The sequence below is a fragment of the Dietzia sp. ANT_WB102 genome, assembly GCF_008369165.1.
Taxonomy (GTDB): domain Bacteria; phylum Actinomycetota; class Actinomycetes; order Mycobacteriales; family Mycobacteriaceae; genus Dietzia.
The window spans coordinates 849,339-868,577 of record NZ_VOBA01000001.1 but is presented as its reverse complement, the minus strand read 5'-3'; the positions used below and the strand labels follow the sequence as shown (position 1 = coordinate 868,577).

The window sequence follows — 19,239 nt, the reverse complement described above, 5'->3', positions numbered from 1 at the left end:
TGACCTCGGACGAAGGACGGTTGCGTGCCGCGGCGTCCACGTCGCAGCCGAGCTGCTTTCGTCCTCCGACTCCCGGAGGATGTCATGCACACCCCACGAACCCGCCGGCCCCGAACCCGCGCCATGCTCACCGCCGCCCTGACCACCGTCGCGCTGATCGCCTCGGCGTGCAGTGGCACTGCCGACGATGACGCAGCCCCGGCGGACCAGACCACCGCGGCGGCCGGAGAGCCTCAGGCGATCGTCTCGCTCGCCCCCACCACCACCGAGATGCTCTACGCCGTCGGCGCCGGGGAGCAGGTCGTGGCGGTCGACGAGCGCTCCGACTACCCGGAGGAAGCCCCGGTCACCGAACTGTCCGGCTACACGCCCAACCTTGAGGCGATCCTGGGATACGCACCTGACCTCGTGGTGCTCTCCGACGACAGCGGCGACATCGTGGACGGGCTCGAACGCTCCGGCGTCGAGGTGCTGCAGCTGCCGGCCGCACAGACCCTCGACGACACCTACGCGCAGCTCGAGCAGGTCGGCGCCGCCACCGGTCACATCGGCGAGGCCGCCGAACTCGTCTCGCGGATGCGAGGGGAGATCGACGACATCGTCGCGTCGGTTCCCGAGCGCGAGACCCCACTGTCGTACTTCCACGAGCTCGACGACACCTACTACACCGTCACCGACGCCACCTACATCGGCGAGGTGTACTCCCTGCTGGGGCTGACCTCCATCGCCACCGGGGACGACACCTACCCCCAGCTGTCCGAGGAGCTCATCCTCGAGGCCGACCCCGACGTCGTGTTCCTCGCCGACGGCCAGTGCTGCGGCGTCACCCCCGAGACCGTCGCCCAGCGTCCGGGCTGGGACGGACTGACAGCCGTCCGAGAAGATCGCGTCCACATGGTCGACGAGGACCTGTCCAGCCGGTGGGGCCCGCGCGTCGTGGACTTCATGCGCGAAGTCGCCGCGATCGTCGGGCAGATCCCCGTGAACCAGCCCGCCCCGTGACCCGCCCGTCGCCTCGCCACGCCCTGGTGCTGGGCGGGGCGACGCTGCTGCTGGCGGTGGCCGTCCTGCTGGGCACGCTCATCGGCCCGGCCGGGCTCACCCCGGGCGGCGTGGTGCTCGAGTTGGTCGACCGGTTACCACTGGTCGACGTGGACTCCGGGTTCACCGCCCGCCAGCAGGTCATCCTGTGGGAGATCCGTATCCCGCGCGTGGTGCTCGGCGCGATCGTCGGCGCGATGTTGGCGATCGCCGGCGCCACCTACCAGGGCGTGTTCCGCAACCCGCTCGCCGACCCGTACCTGCTGGGCGTGTCCAGCGGGGCGGGGCTGGGCGCGACCCTGGCCATCGTCGTGGGCGGCGCGATGGGATCGGCGATGGTGCCGCCCGCTGCCTTCGCCGGCGGCATGATCGCGGTACTGGCCACCTACACCTTGGGCCGCAGCGTCGGCGGCGGGCGCAGCGAGGTCGTCATCATTCTCGCCGGCGTCGCGGTGGCGGCGTTCGCCAGCGCTGTCCAGACGTTCTTTATGCAACGTCATGACGACACGCTGCGGCAGGTGTACTCGTGGATGCTCGGTCGAGTCTCGACCAGCGGCTGGACCGACGTGCGGACGGTGCTGCCCTATGTGATCGTGTCAGTGGCGGTGATGGCCCTGTTTCGGCGCACCCTCGACGTCATGGCGGTCGGTGACGCGGAGGCCGCGACCCTCGGGATCGCCCCGGCACGAGTGCGGCTGGTGCTCATCAGCGTGGCCACGCTCGGCACGGCAGCGGTGGTCTCGGTGTCCGGCCTCATCGGGTTCGTGGGCATCGTCATCCCCCACGCCGTGCGCATGCTCATCGGGCCGGGCCACCGGCTGCTGCTGCCGGTGTCGCTACTCACCGGAGCGGCCTTCCTCATCCTGGCTGACGTCGTCGCCCGCACCGCGACGAGCCCGGCCGAGTTGCCCATTGGCGTGGTCACCGCGGCGATCGGCGCTCCGTTCTTCCTCATCGTCCTGCGTCGCAGCCGGGGGCACATATGACCACCACCCCGCGGTCGCCCTACGCCCTGACCTGCCGCGACCTCCACGTCACGCGGGACCGCACGGCCATCCTCCACGGCATCGACCTGAGCGTCGACGCCGGATCCTGGGTGTCGTTGGTGGGCCCCAACGGCTCGGGCAAGACGACGCTGCTGTTCGCGCTCGCCGGCCTCATCCCGGCCACCGGCCACCTTGAGGTCGACGGACTCACCCCACACCGGGCGGGTCGCCGCAGGGTGGCGCGGACCGTGGCGATGATGCCCCAGCGCCCGGTCGTCCCCGAGGGGGTCACCGCCCGCGAGCTCATCCACCTCGGCCGGACCCCCCACATCGCCCGCTTCGGCACCGAGACCGCCCGCGATCACGAGATCGTCGACCGCGTCATCGACCGCCTGGGACTGCACGACCTCGCCTCCCGCACCGCCACCACCCTGTCCGGCGGCGAGCTGCAGCGGGTGGTGCTAGCTCGGTCCCTGGCGCAGGAACCGCGGGTCCTGCTCCTCGACGAGCCCACGAGCGCACTGGACATCGGTCACCAGCAGCAGGTGCTCGACCTGGTCGACAGCATGCGCCGGGAGAGCGGCCTGACCGTGCTGGCGGCCATGCACGATCTCACCTCGGCCGCCCACTACGGGGAGCGGCTGGTACTGCTCGACCGGGGCCGGGTGGTGGCCGACGGTCGGCCCGAGGAGGTACTCACCGTCGAGCGGGTGGCTCAGGTGTACGACGCGCGTGTGGAGGTCCTGGACCGCCGCGACGGACGCGCGGTGCTCCCGCTGCGGGAGCGGGGCGCGGACGCCGTCCCCCCTCCGTGGCGGGGCACAGGGCCGGACGCGTGATGGAGGTCGTCCTCCTGGGGACCGGCGCCGCCGACGGCTGGCCCGCCCCGTTCTGCAGGTGCGGGTCGTGCGGGGAGGCGAGACGGCTCGGCGTGGTGCGCGGCCAGACGTCGGCGCTCGTCGACGACGAGTTGCTGATCGACTGCGGACCGGAGGCGCCCAGCTCGGCAGTCCGGCTCGGACGAACTCTGGCGTCGGTCAGACATCTGCTCATCACACACGCCCACGCCGACCACCTCGGCCCGCAGGCGTTGTTGTTCCGCTCGTGGATCCCCGACGCAGGCCTGCTCGAGCTCATCGGCCCCGCGGACGCCCTCGAGGCATGTCGGCCCTGGGTAGGCCCCGACGACCCGGTGCGTTTCGTCCCGGTCGCGGCCGGAGACCACCTCACGGTGGGAGCGTACGAAGTCCGTGTCCTGCCCGCCCGTCACCGCGTGTTCCGCACCGGCGATGCGGTCCTGTACGACGTGACCGGGCCCGGCGGCGATCGCCTGCTGTGGGCCAGCGACACCGGACCGTGGGACGACGAGTGGTTCGGCGCTGTACGCGATGCCCACTTCGACACGATTTTCCTCGAGGAGACCCTCGGCGACCGCGAGGAGATCTCCCCCGCCCACCTCGGACTGCCCCGGTTCGGTGCGATGCTCCGGCGGTTGCGCGAGGTCGGGGCGGTCGACGAGCAGACCGACGTCGTGGCCGTTCACCTGGGGCACCACAACCCGCCGCCCGACGAGCTGGCCGCGCGGTTACGTGAGCACGGCGCCCGTGCGGGGGTCGACGGGGAGGTCGTCCACTGCGGCCCCCGGACTACTCCGCGCTAGCGGAGTCGCCCCGCCCCGTACTCGAGGAGGCCGAAAGCCTCGTCGAGATAAGACTCCGCGACACCCTGCTCCTCGACCCCCTGCTCCGGATCGCCCTGCCCGGCCGCGTCGCCCCCGGCCACGCGCGGATGGTGCCTGACCACCGACGCCCCGGCGGCCAGGCTCAGATCCACCAGCACTCGAACCCGCACCCCGCTCAGCTGGGGCGACCTGCGGCCAATCGCCTCGTACAGCGGCTCCAGGAGTTCCTCGGCGACGCAGGTTCTCGCCTCGGCGCTGAGCATGAGCCCGATCTGCTCACCGGCAACGAGGAGGTTCTCCGCGGCATCGATGTCGTCCGCGGAGCGTCGGTACAGCTCCCGGATGATCCGATGAAGTGCAGCGATCGGGTTCAGATCCGCTGGCGCCTGCTCCATCTGCCGCACCCAGTCGGCGACCTGTCCCTGCAGGAAGTGCACGAACGCATCCTCGCGATGCGCGAAATAGTTATGGAACGTTCGGGTGGACACCCCGGCCCGCCCGGCGATGGCCGCCACCGTCGCGCCCTCCGCCCCCTCGGCGACCAGCAGTTCGACCGCCGCCACCGAGAGTCGGGTGCGCGTGTCGGCCTTCTTGCGCTCGCGCAGGCTAGCCATCGGAGTGGGTCCCGGCAGCACCGCCACCGGAATGGTCGTTGCGCTCGTGCCTCCCCGCGCCGTCGGACTGGCTGGCGACAAGGTCAGCCGAGTGTCGGCCACCGACCAGTGCGGGCTCGAGGGCCTCGTCCGCGTGGTCCGCGGGGTGGGCCGAGCCGGATGGCTTGTCATTCTCCATCGACTCCAGGGCCGACCCCTCGACGTCGACGGCCGGCAGGATCCGGTCGAGCCAGCGCGGGATCTTCCAGGCGCGCTCCCCGAGCAGGAACATCACGGCAGGGATGAGCGTCATGCGAACGACGAAGGCGTCGAACAGGACCGCTACTGCCAGCGCGAAGCCCATGACCTTGATGAACTGCTCGTCGATCGTCATGAATGCCGCGAAGACGCTCGTCATGATCAACGCGGCCGAGGTGACCACGCGGGCGCCGTGCTTGAAGCCGTTGGCCACCGCGTTGTGGGCTGTCTTCCCGTGCACCCACCCCTCACGCATCCGGGTGACGAGGAAGACCTGGTAGTCCATGGCCAGGCCGAACACGATGCCGATGAGGATGATCGGCAGGAAGCTGATGATCGGCTGCGGGTCGGAGACGAGACCGCCCCAGCCCTCCTGCCAGAGCGCCACGGTCAGACCGAACGTGGCCGCCACCGACAGTCCGAAGCCCAGCGCGGCGATCAGCGGCACCCAGATCGATCGGAAGACCAGCATGAGCAGGATGAAGGCGAGCGCCAGGACGATCCCGATATACGGCAGCAGCACCTCGGACAGTCGCTCGGAGATGTCCTCGTAGATCGGGGTGACGCCGGTGACCGAGTAGGTTCCGCCGGTCTGCTGCTCGAACTCCCCGACGCTCGACCGGATGTCCTCGAGGACCGTGGCGGCCCGCTCATCGGTCGCGCCGAACTCCGGGGTGATGAGCACCTGGGCTCCGTCCCCGGCCTCGTTGGTCTCGATGATCTGGGCGTTCTGCACGCCCTCCACCGCCTGGATATCCCCCACAGCGGTGGCCCAGGCGGCCGGGCGGTCTGCCTCGGGGACCTCGAGCGTGTCGACGAAGGCGATCATCGGGGCGTTGCGGCCGGGGCCGAACGCGTCCGACGTGAGGTCGTACGCGGTGCGGTTGGGGGTGCCCGGAGCCATCGTGCCGTCGGACGGCATGGCGAGTCGCAGCTGGACGGCCGGGATCGCGAGTAGGCCGAGCAGGAGTACGCCGACCACGGCGTGGAGCACGGGGCGCTTGCGGACGCGCCGCACCCACGTCAGGCCCATGGTCGGCTTCTCGTCCTCCGGGTCCGGAGCCTTGACGACGGGAACACGCGCGGCGAAGACCTTGGTGCCCACGGCGCCGAGGACGGCGGGCAGCAGGGTAATGGCGACGAGGACGGCGACGGCGACGGTCGCGGCAGCGGACAGGGCCATCGCGGTGAGGAAGGGGATATTGATGATCGACAGCGCGGCGAGCGCGATGAGGACGGTCAGACCCGCGAAGACCACCGCGGAACCCGCCTTGCCCACGGCGAGCCCGGCCAGGTGTGCGCGCTCGCGGAAGGGGATCGTCTTGAGCTGCTGCGCCAGTTCCCGTGGCTCGAGATCGTTACCGCCGATGTGTTGGACCAGCTCGGTCCGGAACCTGGACACGATGAACAGCGCGTAGTCGATGCCCACGGCCAGGCCGATCATGGACGCCAGGGTCGGAGTGAAGTTGCTGATCGTGTCGGTGAAGGAGGTGGAGGCGAAGATGCCGGCGATGCCGATGCCGACTCCGACCACGCCGACGAGCAAGGGCAGCCCCGCTGCGACCATCGATCCGAAGGTGATCGTGAGAATGACGGCGGCCACGGCGATACCGATGATCTCGCCGGTAAGACCGATCTCGGACGCCTGGAACGCGTTGCCCGAATAGGCGATGGTGAGCCCGTCCTCGTGCGCAGCGACGAGATCCGCGAAAGCGTCTAGGTCCTCGGCTTCGACGCTCATCGTCGTCTCGGCGTCGAACTGGACCTGGACGGTGCCGGTGGTCTCGTCGGCGCTCAGGGGGCTGAGCGCAGCGATGTCGGCTGCGATCTGCTCGGGCGGCGTGCCCTGCGCGGACTTGGCCTCCGTCAACTGCTGAGTCATGCCCTCGGCGGCGAGCACCGGGTTGACGATCTCCTCGGTTCCGGTGAGGAAATCTAGTTCTTTCACGTCCGCGAGGAAGGCGTCGACATCCTCGGTCACGGCCGGATCGGTGAGCGTGCTGCCCTCCGGAGCCTGGATCACCAGGGTGCCGGTCGGCACGTCGAGCTGACTCGGCGAACCGGGGAACCGGTCCTGGATCTCCTCTTGCGTCTCGATTGACTCGAGGCCGGGGATCTCGAAGCTACTGCTCGTCTGCTGCGAGAGCATGGCGGCGGTCGTGCCCATGCCGACGATGATCAGCAACCACGCGGCGATGAACCTCCACCTGTGCAGGTAGGCCGATCGGCCGATCCGATAGAGAAATGACGCCATGCGCTGGCCCCTCCTGCGTAGGTGCGATTCGCGAACCCTCGCAGTTTTGCACGACCTCTGCACGATTGCACAACCCGTGCAAGGTTTTGTGGTACACGACACCCCTCGCCCATGCCGACAAGGAGGAAGGTCTCGATTCGGACATGCCCCCCGGGGCACCTTGTGGATACCCCGGGGGGTATGTATGGTCGTGGTACGCCCCTCACAGGGACCCCGATCGATTAGGAGAGCGCAGTGCTTCTCGAACGCATCTACGACGAGGACCTCGCCCAGGCTGGTTACTTCATCGGTTGTCAGGCCAAGAACGAAGCCGTGGTCGTTGACGCCCGCCGTGACATTGGCCAGTACCTCGACCTGGCCGAGCAGCACGGGATGACGATCACCGCGGTGACCGAGACCCATATCCACGCCGACTACCTGTCGGGCACCCGTGAGCTCGCCGAAGCCACCGGGGCGCCCATCTACGTGTCCGGTGAGGGCGGTACCGACTGGCAGTACGGGTTCGACGCGCACCGTCTGCACCACGGCGACACGCTCACGCTCGGCAATATCACCGTCGAGGCCGTGCACACTCCGGGGCACACCCCGGAGCATCTGTCGTTCCTCATCACCGACGGCGCGTTCGCCGACGAGCCGGGGTACATGCTCAGTGGCGACTTCGTCTTCTCGGGCGACCTGGGCCGGCCGGACCTGCTCGATGAGGCCGCGGGCGGGGTCGACACCCGGTTCGAAGGCGCCAAGCAGATCTTCGCCAGCCTCAAGAAGTCGTTCCTCACCCTGCCGGACCATGTGCAGGTCTTCCCCGGCCACGGCTCGGGCAGTGCGTGCGGCAAGGCGCTCGGCGCCCTGCCCTCGACGAGCGTCGGCTACGAGCGGCGCTTCGCATGGTGGTCGAAGTACCTCGAGAACGATGACGAGCAAGGCTTCATCGACGAGCTGCTCGACGGGCAGCCCGACGCCCACGCCTACTTCGGCCGGATGAAGCGGGAGAACCGGGACGGCCCGGCAGTGCTCGGCCCCCTGGCTGCGTTGAAGGAGTACGAGAACGCGCAGCTGGCCGGGGCGGTGGAGCGCGGGGAGGTCGTCTTTGTCGACACCCGCGGCCAGGACGAGGTCCACGCCGGCACCGTGACCGGATCGCTCAACATCCCCGGCCCGGCCAAGGCCGCGTCCTACGGTGCCTGGGTCTACGACCCCGAACGCGAGGACACACCCCTGGTGGTGCTGGCCGAGGACACCGAGGCCGCCGAGCAGTTACGCGACCATCTGCTGCGGGTCGGTATCGACACGGTCACCGGATTCACCACCAGCCTCGACGGGCTACCGATGACCACCCCCGAGCTGATCAGCCCCGACGACCTCGCATCGTTCGACTCGGCAATGGTCCTGGACGTCCGCAACAAGACCGAACACGCCGACGGCCACATCCCCGGATCGGTGCAGCTCAGCGGCGGCCGAGTGCTGTGGAACCTCGACCAACTCCCCACCGACGGAACGATCGTGACCTACTGCCAGACCGGGGTCCGCAACTCCGTCACCGCCAGCGCACTGCGACGCGCCGGCTACCGAGTCGCCGAACTCGAAGGCAGCTACGCCGCCTGGTCCGAACGCAACCTCGCGACCGTCTGACCAAACCCTCCCGCCCCGGCGCCGGACCACCAGTCCGACCCCGGGACGGGAGGGCCCCACCGTTCCTGACCCGATCCGCCGTTCCTGACCCGACGCACCGCAACACCGGCGCCCCCGCCGGAGAAAGGCACTGCCATGGAGATCACCACGATCATCGTCGTGGCCCTGGCCGTCCTGGTCGGCCTGTCCCTGGGCCTCCTCGGCGGGGGCGGTTCCATCCTCGTCGTCCCACTACTGACCTACATCGCCGGTCTCGACCCGCGGGAGGCGATCGCGACCTCCCTGTTCGTGGTCGGCGCCACGTCACTGGTGAGCATGATCGGCCACGCCCGCAAAGGCCACGTCCAATGGCGGACGGGCCTGATCTTCGGCGCCGCCGGAATGGTCGGCGCGTTCCTCGGCGGACTCGCCGGGGGCCACATCCCCGGCACCATCCTCATGATCGCCTTCGCGATCATGATGATCGCCACCGCAGGCGCGATGATCAAGGGCCGCAAGAACCGCGACGGCCAGCCCCAAACCCACGACCACCCCCTGTGGCGGATCCTGCTCGACGGACTCGTCGTGGGTGCCGCGACCGGCCTGGTCGGCGCCGGCGGCGGATTCCTCGTCGTCCCGGCCCTCGTCCTGCTGGCCGGCCTTCCGATGACTGCGGCCGTGGGCACCTCCCTGCTGGTGATCGCCATGAAATCCTTCGCCGGCCTGGCCGGATACATGACATCGGTCAGCCTGGACTGGCCACTCGTCGCCGCGGTCACCGCCGCCGCCGTCGCCGGCTCGTTCATCGGGCTCCGACTCACCTCCGTGGTGCCGGAACAGGCACTACGCAAGGGCTTCGGATACTTCGTCCTACTCATGGGCGCGCTCGTCCTGTCCCAAGAACTACCCTCCCCCGCCGCACCAATCATCCTCGGCACGGTCGTGGTCCTGGGCTCGGCCGCGGCGATCTGCGTCCTCGCCGCCAAGGAGCGGTGTCCCCTGAGTTCCCCCACACCGGGCGTCGCCACACCGGACGGCCGTAAGGGCCCACGCACCGCCACACGCGAGTCGGCGGGAACAGAAGACACGCCACAGCAGCCGGTGAGGTGAGTCCGGACTCACCATGCCTGGGTGACCCGGTACCCTCATGTGCCAGCACCATTCACGCACCCGGCCCCTCGCGTTCAGGCGTGAGGCGTAGACAAGGCATGGCAAATGGCATTCTCACGCGCGAAGCTCATCACCGGACTGGTCGCTACCTCGGCCCTCGTCCTCGCAGGTTGCTCGAGCGGCGGTGACAACAACGCCGCCGACGGTGGCGAGACCTACCGCATCGGCATCAACCAGCTCGTCCAGCACCCGGCCCTCGACTCCGCCACGGCCGGCTTCAAGCAGGCCTTCTCCGAGGCAGGCGTCGAGGTCGAGTTCGACGAGCAGAACGCCAACGGCGAGCAGGCCACCGCGCTGACGATCGCCCAGCAGTTCGCGGCCGACGACCTGGACCTCGCCCTGGCCGTGGCCACCCCGGCCGCCCAGGCGATGGCCCAGAACATCATCAACATCCCGCTGCTGTTCACCGCGGTCACCGACCCGGTCTCGGCCGAGCTGGTCGACTCGATGGAGAAGCCGGGCGCCAACGTCACCGGCACATCGGACGCCGCTCCGATCAAGGAGCAGCTCGAGCTGCTCAAGGAGCTCGTCCCCGACGCCAAGCGCGTCGGTGTCGTCTATGCCTCCGGCGAGGTCAACTCGCAGGTGCAGGTGGACCAGGCCGAGAAGGCCGCCGGCCCGCTCGGACTGGAGATCACCACCCAGACGGTCACCACCGTCAACGAGATCCAGCAGGCGGTCGAAGCGCTCGGTGACGTCGACGCGATCTACGTCCCGACCGACAACATGGTCGTGTCCGGCATCTCCTCGCTTGTCCAGGTGGCCGAGAGCAAGAAGATCCCCGTGATTGGCGCCGAAGAGGGCACCGTCGAGGGCGGCGCCGTCGCGACGCTCGGTATCGACTACACCGAGCTGGGTCGCCAGACCGGCGAGATGGCACTGCGCATCCTGCGCGACGGCGAGGACCCCGCCACCATGCCCGTGGAAACCGCCACCGAGTTCACCTACGTGGTCAACGAGGATGCCGCCCAGCGTCAGGGCGTGACCATCCCCGAGAACATCCTCGCCGAGGCTGAGCGCAAGTGATCGGGGCCGTCGAGGTAGGCCTCATCTACGGGGTCATGGCGCTGGGGGTCTACCTGACCTTCCGCGTGCTCAACTTCCCCGACCTCACCGTCGACGGCAGCTTCACCACCGGCGCCGCGACTGCGGCGATGGGAATCCTCGCCGGGTGGAACCCGGTGCTCGCGACCCTGGCGGGTTTCGGCACCGGGTTCCTCGCCGGCACGATCACCGGCCTGCTGCACACCAAAGGCAAGATCGACGGCCTGCTCGCCGGCATCCTCACCATGATCGCCCTGTGGTCGGTCAACCTGCGGATCATGGACGGCGCCAACGTCCCCCTGCTCCGTCGCGACACGGCGTTCACCCCACTGCGTGACGCCGGCATCCTCGGCACCTGGGGCGGCGTGGCCGTCCTCGCGCTGGCCGTGGTGCTGCTGGGCCTCGTCGTCGTCTGGTTCCTCACCACCGACCTCGGCCTGTCGATCCGCGCCACGGGCGACAACGGTCCCATGATCTCCTCGTTCGGCGTCTCCACCGACTTCACCAAGACGCTCACCCTGGCCCTGTCCAACGGCTTCGTGGGCATGTGCGGCGCGCTCATCGCCCAGTACTCGGGGTTCGCGGACATCTCGATGGGCATCGGACTCATCCTGGTGGGTCTGGCGTCGGTGATCCTGGGTCAGGCCATCCTCGGGCAGCGCAGGCTGTGGCTGGCCGTGTTCGCCGTCATCGTGGGCGCGGTGCTGTACCGACTCATCATCTTCGCGGCCCTGCAGGTGGGCCTGAACCCCAACGACATGAAGGCCATCACGGCCCTCCTCGTCGTCGTCGCACTACTGCTGCCCCGCTGGAAGGGGATCGGTGCGCGCTTCGGTCGCACGCCGACCACCGCTGTCGCCGCCAACGAGCGCGCGGTCGCTGGCGTCGGAACCGCCGTCAACGCAGGCCCGGGTACCGCCACCGACGCCGCTGCCACCGGCTCCGGCTCCACCGCCCTCGGCGCCAAGGAGGAATGACGATGCTGTCCGTATCCGGAGTGTCCAAGACGTTTTTCCCGGGCACCGCGAACGAGCGCAAGGCGCTACGCGATCTCACCCTCACCCTGGACGAGGGCGACTTCGTCACCGTGATCGGCTCCAACGGGGCTGGCAAGTCGACGCTGCTCAACGCGGTGTCGGGCAAGCTGCCGGTCGACAGCGGCGCCGTCGACATCGACGGCGTGCGCGTCAACCGGATGCCCGACTACAAGCGGGCTAAGTACATCGGTCGCGTCTTCCAGGACCCCCTCGCCGGGACCGCGCCCAATCTCACCATCGAGGAGAACCTGTCGTTGGCGCTGCTGCGCGGGCAGCGGCGCGGGCTGGGACCGGGGCTCAGCAAGAAGCGTCGCGGCCAGTTCGGCGAGCAGCTCGCCATGTTGGAGCTGGGTCTCGAGGACCGACTCACCGCCAAGGTCGGCTTGCTCTCCGGCGGTCAGCGCCAGGCGCTCTCGCTGCTCATGGCCGGCTTCACCCAACCGCGCATCATGCTGCTCGACGAGCACACCGCAGCTCTCGATCCCCAGCGTGCGGAGTTGGTCACCACGATCACCGAGCGCATCGTCCGCGAGGGCGGTCTGACCACCCTCATGGTCACGCACAACATGGAGCAGGCCATCCGCCTGGGCAACCGGCTCATCATGATGCACGAGGGCCGGATCGTCTACGAGGCCGACGCCGGGACCAAATCCACGCTCACGGTGCAGGACCTGCTGCGCGAGTTCACCAATATCAAGGGCGCGACCCTCTCGGATCAGGCCTTCCTCGGCTGACCGGGCTCCCGCCCGGCACTCGCGGGTCCCCGCTCCGCCGCCCCGCAGCTCGCCTGGAGTCACTCAGCGCAGCGTTTCCCCAGGACGCCAGCCCGTTGAACGTGACTGAGTGACTCCACGCGCGGCCGGCGGCTCAGCCCTCGGAAGACGGGGCGGCCACCCAGCCGTCGCCGCGTCGGCGAACCAGCCCCATCCGCTCGAACTCAGCGAACCACCCCGGCGCCGGCCACCGACCCCAGCGCTCGGCGTAGTGGGCGCCGTTGCGCAGCAGGTCATCCAGATGCTCGACCGGCGGATCGGACGCCGGATGCCAACGGTGGTACGCGTGGGCCCCCGCCACCAACACCACCGGTACGCGGCGATACAGCAGTCTGCGGCCGAAGTCGGTGTCCTCGGCGCCGTAGCCGGTGAAGTCCTCATCGAATCCGCCGAAATCCACGCGGATGCGCTTCCACAGCTCCGGTCGCAGGGCGAACGACAGCGACCAGAACATGCCGCACTCGTCCAGTTCCAGCTCGCTGGTCCCGTGTTCGGGGAACGGGCGGGCAGGGTGCGGGTCCGTCCACGACGGCAGCTCGGCGGGCTCGGGAACTCCGGCGGACTCGGGGAGGTAGGTGACCGGGCCCAGGCCGACGGCGCCGTGGGGTAGCTCGGAGTAGTACCACCCCAGATCGGGCCCCGGCATGCAGTCGACGTCGAGGAAGACAATCAACTGCACGTCGAGTTCGGCCGCTCGGTCGCCGCCGAGATTGCGGCTCCGGGCGACGGGGAGGGCGGGGCCAGCCGGCAACTCCACGATGATGACCCCGTCTGCGGCGAGTTCGGCGGCCAGCTCGGCGCTGCCGGGCCGCTCGGGCAACACCACGACGTGACGGGCGCCGGGCAGGTGCTGGGCCATCGCCCGCCGCTGCGAGCGGAGGTGCTCGGCGCGATCGGGTGTGCAGACTGTCACCACTGCGATCGACGCCGCGACATTCATCGGGCCACCGCCTCGAGCACCCCGGCCAGACGCGTCGCCGCGCCGTCGACCTCCCACGCCTGCCGTAGACCCGAACCGGTCCCCGCGCCGGAGCGGGAGCACTCCAGCGTGCGCCGAACCACCGCCACCAGCTGGTCCACGGAGTCCTGGCGGCTCACTACTTCAGCCAGACCCAGCCGGTCCAGGGTGACCGCGGTGGCGTCCTGCTCGTCGAAGGGGCGTTCCTCGGGCGCGACCACGATGTGTGCGTCGGCGGCGGCGAGGTCGGCTATCGAACTCTGCCCGGCGGCAGTGACCACCGCATCTGCGCGACATATCTCGTCCCACGGGTCGGCCACCCAGCGGCCGCCGGGTCCGCCGAGCGAGATCCACTCGACGTCGCCGAGCTGCTCGGGGACGGCGTCCCAGCGCGAGTCGTGGACCCCACCTCCGGAGCCCCGCAGGTGCAGAACTCGCGGCCGCATCCGTCCGCGATCTCGGGCACCCGGCTCGGGATGACGGCAGGCGAAGCGCGAGACCCCGCCGACGGGAACCAGCGGGCGGGCCGCGCCGGCGGGGACGGGGGCACCGGCCGCGCGTGGCCACCCTGCCACCAGGCTCGTACACACCCCGTGGGCGAGTACGTGGGGGGCATCGTCGCGACGGCCCGGCAGCACCATGGAGACCACTGGTGTCCCGGTCAGTCTCACCGCGAGGGTCACCTCGACGGAAATGTCACTCAAGACCACGTCCGGAGTGTGACTGTCGATCCACGCGGCGATCATCGCCATGCGCCTACGCAGCCCGGACTGCCGCAATGGTGCCCAGTGCAGTCGGCCGCCGGCGGTCGGATCAGCGTTCGGGGGGTCGGGCGCCGCAACGGGCTCACCGTAGTCCAGTGGCAGCGGCAGGATCCGGATCCGCCCGGGGTCGGGATTCGCCTCGTCGTGGATGCGCGCGGACGTGAGGATGGTGACCTCGTCGTCCAGGGCGGCGGCGACGGAGAGCGCTCGGTGCACGTGTCCACTGCCCTGATGGTGGGCGTACACGCCAATCACGAGGCGGCACCCACTAGCAGCCCGTGCAGCCGCGCCTCGAGGGAGTCGATGCGGGCGTCGTGGGAAAACGCGGCGGCTGCGGCCCGTGCGATCTCGACGCGGGGCAGGGTCAGCGCGGCGGGGATGCCGGCCGCGAGTGCGGACACCGGGTCGCGCCCCGAGTGCACCAGCACGACGCCGGGCTGACCGAACAGGACCTCCCGGATCCCGCCGCGTGCCAGGGCCACCACCGGGGTGCCACAGGCCAACGCCTCGACGGCGGTCAGCCCGAACGGCTCTTCCCAGCATGGGGTGACCAGCGCGACCGAGGCCGACGCGACCAGCGGCACCATCTCGTCCCGACGGAGCGGACCGTGGTACCGGACGGTGTCACCGGCGTCGCGCAACCGGGGCGCGAGCACACTTTCCATGTAGTGGTTATCGCCGATACGACCGGCGAGGTCGAGTCCGAGTCCGGCGCGGAGGGCGGCCTCGACCGCCAGATGCGGGCCCTTCTCGGGCACGATCCGGCCGGTCCACACGGCACGGTGCCGATCGTGGGGCCGGTCGTGGGGCCGGTCGTGGGGCAGGTCGTGGGGCCGGGCAGCGCGCCCGACGGCCGACCGGGCGGCCGTACCTGGGGCGGGCCGGACCGTCGTACCGGTGGTGGGCCGGACCGTCGTACCGGTGGTGGGCCGGATCGCCTTACCGGTAACGGTTCGGGCCGTCGCTCCAGCCCGGGGCCCCCATTCCTGCAGGTCCACACCGTTGGGCAGCACCTCCGCGCCGTGGGGCACCCGCCAGGACCCGAGCACGGAGTGACTCACCGCGAGCACCTCGCCGGTGGCCGCCCCCAAACGATCGAAGGCCTCCTGCATCTGCGTGATCTGCGGGCAGTGCAGGGTAGTGATCATCGGCGTGCCCATCTCGGCCGCGCGGACCAGGGGGACGTGCGACAGGCTGTGGTTGAGTACGACGTCGAAACCGGACACCGCCACGTGGTCCATGACCCGCTCGAATTCCGCGGCGTCGGCCTCGTACCCACCGGGCGGGTAGTAGCTGTCACCACGTCCGGTGGCGGCGGCCAGGGTGGTGAACTCGACACGGCGGTCGTGGCCGTCGCTCCCGGCGGCTGCGTACAACGTGACGCGGTGTCCGCGCTCGCGCAGGGCCCGCACCTCTTTGGCCACTACCACCTCGAGCCCACCGGCGTACGGCTCCCTGATCGGGAACCGCGACGGGCCGATCACTGCGATGTCGAGTCGCTGCTCGTCACGGTTGTCCACGGGCCCCCTCTCGTCGCGTCACCCCCGGTGGGTGCGGGAGGTGTCAGGACCTGATGGTGGCCCCCTGGGGGCCCCTCCGCCACCGATAGCTACCCCCGGGGCTCACCAACCACCGAGTACTTGCTCGAGCCGCACGCCTGCACCGTCGCCACCGGCACCGCGGACCCCGACGTCCGACGCCGGGATCGAAGCCTCCCCGGGTGGTTGCTCACCCCATTCCTGCTCCCGCGCCACCGCCCGCGCACTGCGGATTCGCGCGAGACCGCGGCCCTCGTCGTCGTTCAGGGTCACGCCTCCCACGGGGGGACACAGCGCGCGCAGGCGCCGCGGGTCGAGCGACCCGAGCGTGCAGGGACGCAGGACGTCGACGAGGACGGGGGGACGACGACGAGGACCCGCCCCCGGCGCCCTCTCCTGCCACGATGAACTTCGCCCTCCGAGGTTCACCCGGGGGTCGTCGGCGAAGAGCTCGGCGATCATCGCGGCGTCGGGTGTGGCGGGATCGACGGTCACGGATACGTCGCCCCAGTCCAGCAGGGAGAGGCAGGTCGCGGCGGTGGAGCCCGTTCCCGTGAAGGCGGGCCCGGCGGCGTGGACGTGGACCGCGATCGACGGCAGGGCGAAGATCCCGCTGGCCGGGCGGGTGAGGGGCGATGCGATGAGACCGGCCAGTCGCGCGGATTCGGCGTTCTTCCGGGCGAGTTCCGCGGCGAGGCGCGCCGTGGCCTCCGAGTGGTCTCCGCAGACCGCGCGGCCGGCCCAGTCCGGCCCGTCGTGCCAGGCCACCGCGTCGGGTACGTAGCGCAAGCGGCCGCCGGCCTGTTCGCAGCGCCACGCCAGTTCCCAGTCCTCACCGCCGTAGCCCACGACGTCCGGATCGAATCCGCCCGCCAGGTCGTAGAGGCGGCGGGATAGTCCGCACACCGCGGACAACACCCCGCGCCACAGATCCTCGCCGCGGGTGAGACCTGCGGTCTCGGCGTAGAAGGCCGCGGGCCAGGTCGGGTCGGGAAGAATCTCCTCCGGCTCGAGCGCGGGCTCGGCCCCGGGCGGGGTGTCGGCGAACCGGCCGTACCGGCGACGACCCACCACCAGCAGATCCGGGTTGCCCGCCAGTGCCGCGCACAGGGTAACGACGTAGCCGGGGGCGGGCACGGTGTCACCGTCGAGGAACAGCAGGAGGTCGCCGTCGCCGGCCTGCGCACCGAGGTGGCGGGCGGCGGAGGCACGAAAACCGCGGTCATCCTGGCGCACGACCGTCACCTCGGGCGGGACGACCGGCGGGGTCGGCGAGCCGTCGTCCGCGACGATCACCCGCAACGCCGGCGCGAAGCAGTCCGCCCCGGGCCCGACCCCAGCGAGCCCGACTCCGCCGGCGCCGAACCCATCTAGGCCGGTCTGGCGTCGCAGCGCCTCCAGGATGCGGTCGAGCATCTTCTGGTCCCGGTAGTACGGGATCACCACGTCCACACGGCCGTTCACGCGAGCCACCGCTCCCACGCCCGCCGGTACGCCCGGCCGAGCTCGGCCATTCCCGACGGTGCGGCCGGGCGCCGGGTGGGCGCTGGGTCGTCGAGGAGTCGCCGCAGGTCGCCCGCGAGATCGTCCCCGCCGGTCAGAAGCAGGGACCCGGGATTCCTGCGCTGCGTCTCGCGCGTGTAGTCCGCGTCGTAGACCAGGGGGCGACGCCCCGCAGCCGCCCAGGTATTGAGTGAGCCCGACGCCGACACGTTCCGGAACAGGGCAACGGGCACGGTTACCTCGCCGAGGACGCGCGCGAGGTCGTCGTCGTCGATCCGTCCCGTCAGCTCGGCCCCACCGCCGGCCGCCCGGACCGTTTCCAGCGCGGCGCGGACGTAGTCCTCGTGCCCCTCGGCGGGCTGACCCAACAGACGTAGTGACACCCGGTTGTCCCCCGCGGCGGCGAGAGCGGCCACCGCCTCGGCGACCACGTCGACAGCCTTGCCGGGATGCAGGAAACCGAACACGCCCACCGAGCGCGAGTCGGGGGCGAGGCTGGCGGGCGGCGCCAGGTCGGGCACCGGTAGGGGGATCACCGCATCGACGACGATGCTCGCATCCGCACACAGGCTTTGCTCATGCTCAGAACTCACCACCACCAGCCCAGCCACGCCTGCGATCCGCTGGTAGGCATGCGTCCGTCGCCGGCACCGCTCAAGCCCCTCGGCCGGCTGGGGCACATCGTGCAAGGTGACGGCGACAGCGCGGGCACCGGCCACATTCTCTATATGTGCAGCAGCGTCGTCTGGGGTCGCTCCGAACAGCGGATCGGTGACATGCAGGTGCACCGGCGCCCCGGGGTGTTCGGAGAGGGCAGCCGGCAGCGCGGAGACGTCGGTGACCTCGAGCAGTGTCGTCCCCGCAGCGCGAGCACAGTCCACGGCGAACCGCGTGACCCCGTGTTCGGGCGGCCCCAGCGCGATCGTCAGCGGCGCGCTCACCGCGCCGGCACGCGGGCCGGTCACCTCAGCCCCAACAGTTCGATGCGGGCGGAGTGCCGTCGCAGGCCCTCCTCGACCACGTCGGGCGTGGCCGCGTACCAGGCGAGGTGCGCCTCGACGATCTCGCGGCTGGGCACCGGGGCGCCGTCCACCAGCCACTCTCCGCCGCGCGCTCCGCCGGTGGCGTCGTCCGGGTCCGCCCCCCTGCCGATGAGGCCGAGCGCCCGTTCGACCGCGTGTTCCACCGGTGCGCGGGTGGCGCCGAGGGGTTCGCGGTCCCCGATACGGGGCGGATCGCTGAGGAGGCCGGCGGGCACACGCTCGACGATGCGGTCGAACACCGTGGCCAGCGTGCCCCGGTCGGGGTGATTGATGGTGTGCCAGCGCGGATAGCCCTCGAGCAGGTCGGAGGCGACCAGCGTGCCGTGGGCCTGCTCGCGCACGCGCAGCGCCTCGACGGATTCACGGGCCGCGGCCGTCGCCTGCTCGGGGGTCGGCGCAGAGTCGAGCACGCTGAGGTCGCCGGTCGCGGCAGCGACGAGTGTCCGCAGGTCGTGATACGGCGCGACCGGCGGGACCAGTGAGCGGTCGCGGGGTGGGCGGACCAGCACCTGGTAGGGGTGCAGGCCGGCGTAGCGGAGGACCGGGACCAGGATGATCGTGGCCGAGGCCCGCAGCCGCGCAGCGAACTGGCGGTGGCCGAGGGGCAGGTCGCGGTAGTCGTCGCGGACGGGTTGGACGATGAGCACATCGGTGCGGGCGAGGTCGGCGTGCAGGTCCGGGATGTCCTCGGCCGTCATCTCGTACACCGGCCGGACGTCCACCACACGGACCTCGTCCGAGGTACGCAGCAGGTCGCGGTAGACGTCCGCCTGGCAATTGCCGATCACCATGACGGTCGGCCGGTCGGGGATGCTCACTGCGCTGAGGCTAGGCAGCGGCTCAGGTGGCGGCAACCGGCAGACGTGGCACGGTGGCGGGGTGAACTCTGGCTCTCCCCCGATCCCGTGGCCACCCCGGGCGCCGCAGTCGTCGTCGCAGTGGGCGACGCAGTCGTCGGCGCATCAGGGGCTGCGGTCGACCCCGGCAC

General features: G+C 70.5%; 17 protein-coding genes. 9 read left to right on the top strand and 8 right to left on the bottom strand.

Annotation, left to right across the window (positions count from 1 at the left end):
- Window positions 1-84 precede the first annotated feature (84 nt).
- The 4 genes from FQ137_RS03925 to FQ137_RS03910 are packed head-to-tail and all read left to right on the top strand — an operon-like array spanning window position 85 to window position 3,687.
- Entirely contained in the window at window positions 85-1,002 is a 918-nt protein-coding gene (locus FQ137_RS03925) for an ABC transporter substrate-binding protein (RefSeq protein ID WP_149291226.1), read from the top strand.
- Entirely contained in the window at window positions 999-2,027 is a 1,029-nt protein-coding gene (locus FQ137_RS03920; protein WP_149291225.1) for an iron ABC transporter permease, read from the top strand. Before FQ137_RS03925 ends, FQ137_RS03920 begins: the two co-directional genes overlap by 4 nt.
- Complete coding sequence (locus FQ137_RS03915; RefSeq protein WP_255583540.1) at window positions 2,024-2,866, top strand: ABC transporter ATP-binding protein; 843 nt, start codon at window positions 2,024-2,026, stop codon at window positions 2,864-2,866. The genes FQ137_RS03920 and FQ137_RS03915 overlap by 4 nt, the downstream gene beginning before the upstream one ends.
- Complete coding sequence (locus FQ137_RS03910; protein ID WP_149291224.1) at window positions 2,866-3,687, top strand: MBL fold metallo-hydrolase; 822 nt, start codon at window positions 2,866-2,868, stop codon at window positions 3,685-3,687. The genes FQ137_RS03915 and FQ137_RS03910 overlap by 1 nt, the downstream gene beginning before the upstream one ends.
- Here FQ137_RS03910 and FQ137_RS03905 read toward each other — a convergent pair.
- Both FQ137_RS03905 and FQ137_RS03900 read right to left on the bottom strand, forming a co-directional pair.
- Window positions 3,684-4,322: a TetR/AcrR family transcriptional regulator gene (locus FQ137_RS03905; protein ID WP_149291223.1), complete on the bottom strand. Its 639-nt coding sequence runs from the start codon at window positions 4,320-4,322 to the stop codon at window positions 3,684-3,686. The two genes, FQ137_RS03910 and FQ137_RS03905, sit on opposite strands and share 4 nt — an antisense overlap.
- Window positions 4,315-6,813: an MMPL family transporter gene (locus FQ137_RS03900; RefSeq protein WP_149291222.1), complete on the bottom strand. Its 2,499-nt coding sequence runs from the start codon at window positions 6,811-6,813 to the stop codon at window positions 4,315-4,317. Before FQ137_RS03900 ends, FQ137_RS03905 begins: the two co-directional genes overlap by 8 nt.
- A 234-nt stretch (window positions 6,814-7,047) precedes the next feature.
- Here FQ137_RS03900 and FQ137_RS03895 point away from each other — a divergent pair, with 234 nt between their 5' ends.
- The 5 genes from FQ137_RS03895 (at window position 7,048) to FQ137_RS03875 (ending at window position 12,406) form a co-directional block, all read left to right on the top strand.
- Window positions 7,048-8,442 carry a rhodanese-like domain-containing protein gene (locus FQ137_RS03895; RefSeq protein WP_149291221.1) on the top strand — a complete coding sequence of 465 codons (1,395 nt, stop codon included), beginning with the start codon at window positions 7,048-7,050 and terminating at the stop codon, window positions 8,440-8,442.
- Window positions 8,443-8,577: 135 nt separating this feature from the next.
- Window positions 8,578-9,531, top strand: coding sequence for a sulfite exporter TauE/SafE family protein (locus FQ137_RS03890; protein WP_149291220.1), 954 nt, complete (start codon window positions 8,578-8,580; stop codon window positions 9,529-9,531).
- Between the two features lie 105 nt (window positions 9,532-9,636).
- Entirely contained in the window at window positions 9,637-10,617 is a 981-nt protein-coding gene (locus FQ137_RS03885; RefSeq protein ID WP_149291219.1) for an ABC transporter substrate-binding protein, read from the top strand.
- Window positions 10,614-11,612: an ABC transporter permease gene (locus tag FQ137_RS03880; RefSeq protein ID WP_149291218.1), complete on the top strand. Its 999-nt coding sequence runs from the start codon at window positions 10,614-10,616 to the stop codon at window positions 11,610-11,612. The genes FQ137_RS03885 and FQ137_RS03880 overlap by 4 nt, the downstream gene beginning before the upstream one ends.
- Before the next feature lie 2 nt (window positions 11,613-11,614).
- Window positions 11,615-12,406, top strand: a complete 792-nt coding sequence (locus FQ137_RS03875; RefSeq protein ID WP_149292631.1) for an ABC transporter ATP-binding protein — start codon at window positions 11,615-11,617, stop codon at window positions 12,404-12,406.
- A gap of 133 nt (window positions 12,407-12,539) precedes the next feature.
- On the opposite strand, the gene FQ137_RS03870 is transcribed toward FQ137_RS03875, so the two are convergent.
- From FQ137_RS03870 to FQ137_RS03840, 6 genes are all read right to left on the bottom strand, one after another.
- A complete protein-coding gene (locus FQ137_RS03870; RefSeq protein ID WP_149291217.1) occupies window positions 12,540-13,385 on the bottom strand; it encodes a glycosyltransferase family 2 protein in 846 nt (281 codons plus the stop codon).
- Window positions 13,382-14,383 carry a glycosyltransferase gene (locus tag FQ137_RS03865; protein WP_255583536.1) on the bottom strand — a complete coding sequence of 334 codons (1,002 nt, stop codon included), beginning with the start codon at window positions 14,381-14,383 and terminating at the stop codon, window positions 13,382-13,384. The genes FQ137_RS03870 and FQ137_RS03865 overlap by 4 nt, the downstream gene beginning before the upstream one ends.
- Window positions 14,384-14,418: 35 nt before the next feature.
- Window positions 14,419-15,687 (bottom strand): glycosyltransferase, encoded by a 1,269-nt coding sequence (locus FQ137_RS15510; RefSeq protein WP_255583534.1) that lies wholly within the window; start codon window positions 15,685-15,687, stop codon window positions 14,419-14,421.
- Between the two features lie 102 nt (window positions 15,688-15,789).
- Window positions 15,790-17,169: a glycosyltransferase family 2 protein gene (locus tag FQ137_RS03850; protein WP_255583532.1), complete on the bottom strand. Its 1,380-nt coding sequence runs from the start codon at window positions 17,167-17,169 to the stop codon at window positions 15,790-15,792.
- Complete coding sequence (locus FQ137_RS03845; protein WP_255583530.1) at window positions 17,166-18,173, bottom strand: hypothetical protein; 1,008 nt, start codon at window positions 18,171-18,173, stop codon at window positions 17,166-17,168. Before FQ137_RS03845 ends, FQ137_RS03850 begins: the two co-directional genes overlap by 4 nt.
- The gene (locus tag FQ137_RS03840) at window positions 18,170-19,069 is read right to left on the bottom strand and encodes a WcbI family polysaccharide biosynthesis putative acetyltransferase (RefSeq protein ID WP_149291215.1); all 900 of its coding nucleotides are present in this window, start codon (window positions 19,067-19,069) and stop codon (window positions 18,170-18,172) included. Before FQ137_RS03840 ends, FQ137_RS03845 begins: the two co-directional genes overlap by 4 nt.
- Between the last annotated feature and the right edge of the window lie 170 nt (window positions 19,070-19,239).

Coding starts and splice junctions, on each gene's coding strand:
- FQ137_RS03885 (WP_149291219.1), top strand. CDS start 9,637: ATGGCATTCTCACGCGCGAAGCTCATCACCGGACTGGTCGCTACCTCG.
- FQ137_RS03890 (WP_149291220.1), top strand. CDS start 8,578: ATGGAGATCACCACGATCATCGTCGTGGCCCTGGCCGTCCTGGTCGGC.
- FQ137_RS03910 (WP_149291224.1), top strand. CDS start 2,866: ATGGAGGTCGTCCTCCTGGGGACCGGCGCCGCCGACGGCTGGCCCGCC.
- FQ137_RS03915 (WP_255583540.1), top strand. CDS start 2,024: ATGACCACCACCCCGCGGTCGCCCTACGCCCTGACCTGCCGCGACCTC.
- FQ137_RS03905 (WP_149291223.1), bottom strand. CDS start 4,322: ATGGCTAGCCTGCGCGAGCGCAAGAAGGCCGACACGCGCACCCGACTC.
- FQ137_RS03900 (WP_149291222.1), bottom strand. CDS start 6,813: ATGGCGTCATTTCTCTATCGGATCGGCCGATCGGCCTACCTGCACAGG.
- FQ137_RS03925 (WP_149291226.1), top strand. CDS start 85: ATGCACACCCCACGAACCCGCCGGCCCCGAACCCGCGCCATGCTCACC.
- FQ137_RS03870 (WP_149291217.1), bottom strand. CDS start 13,385: ATGAATGTCGCGGCGTCGATCGCAGTGGTGACAGTCTGCACACCCGAT.
- FQ137_RS03875 (WP_149292631.1), top strand. CDS start 11,615: ATGCTGTCCGTATCCGGAGTGTCCAAGACGTTTTTCCCGGGCACCGCG.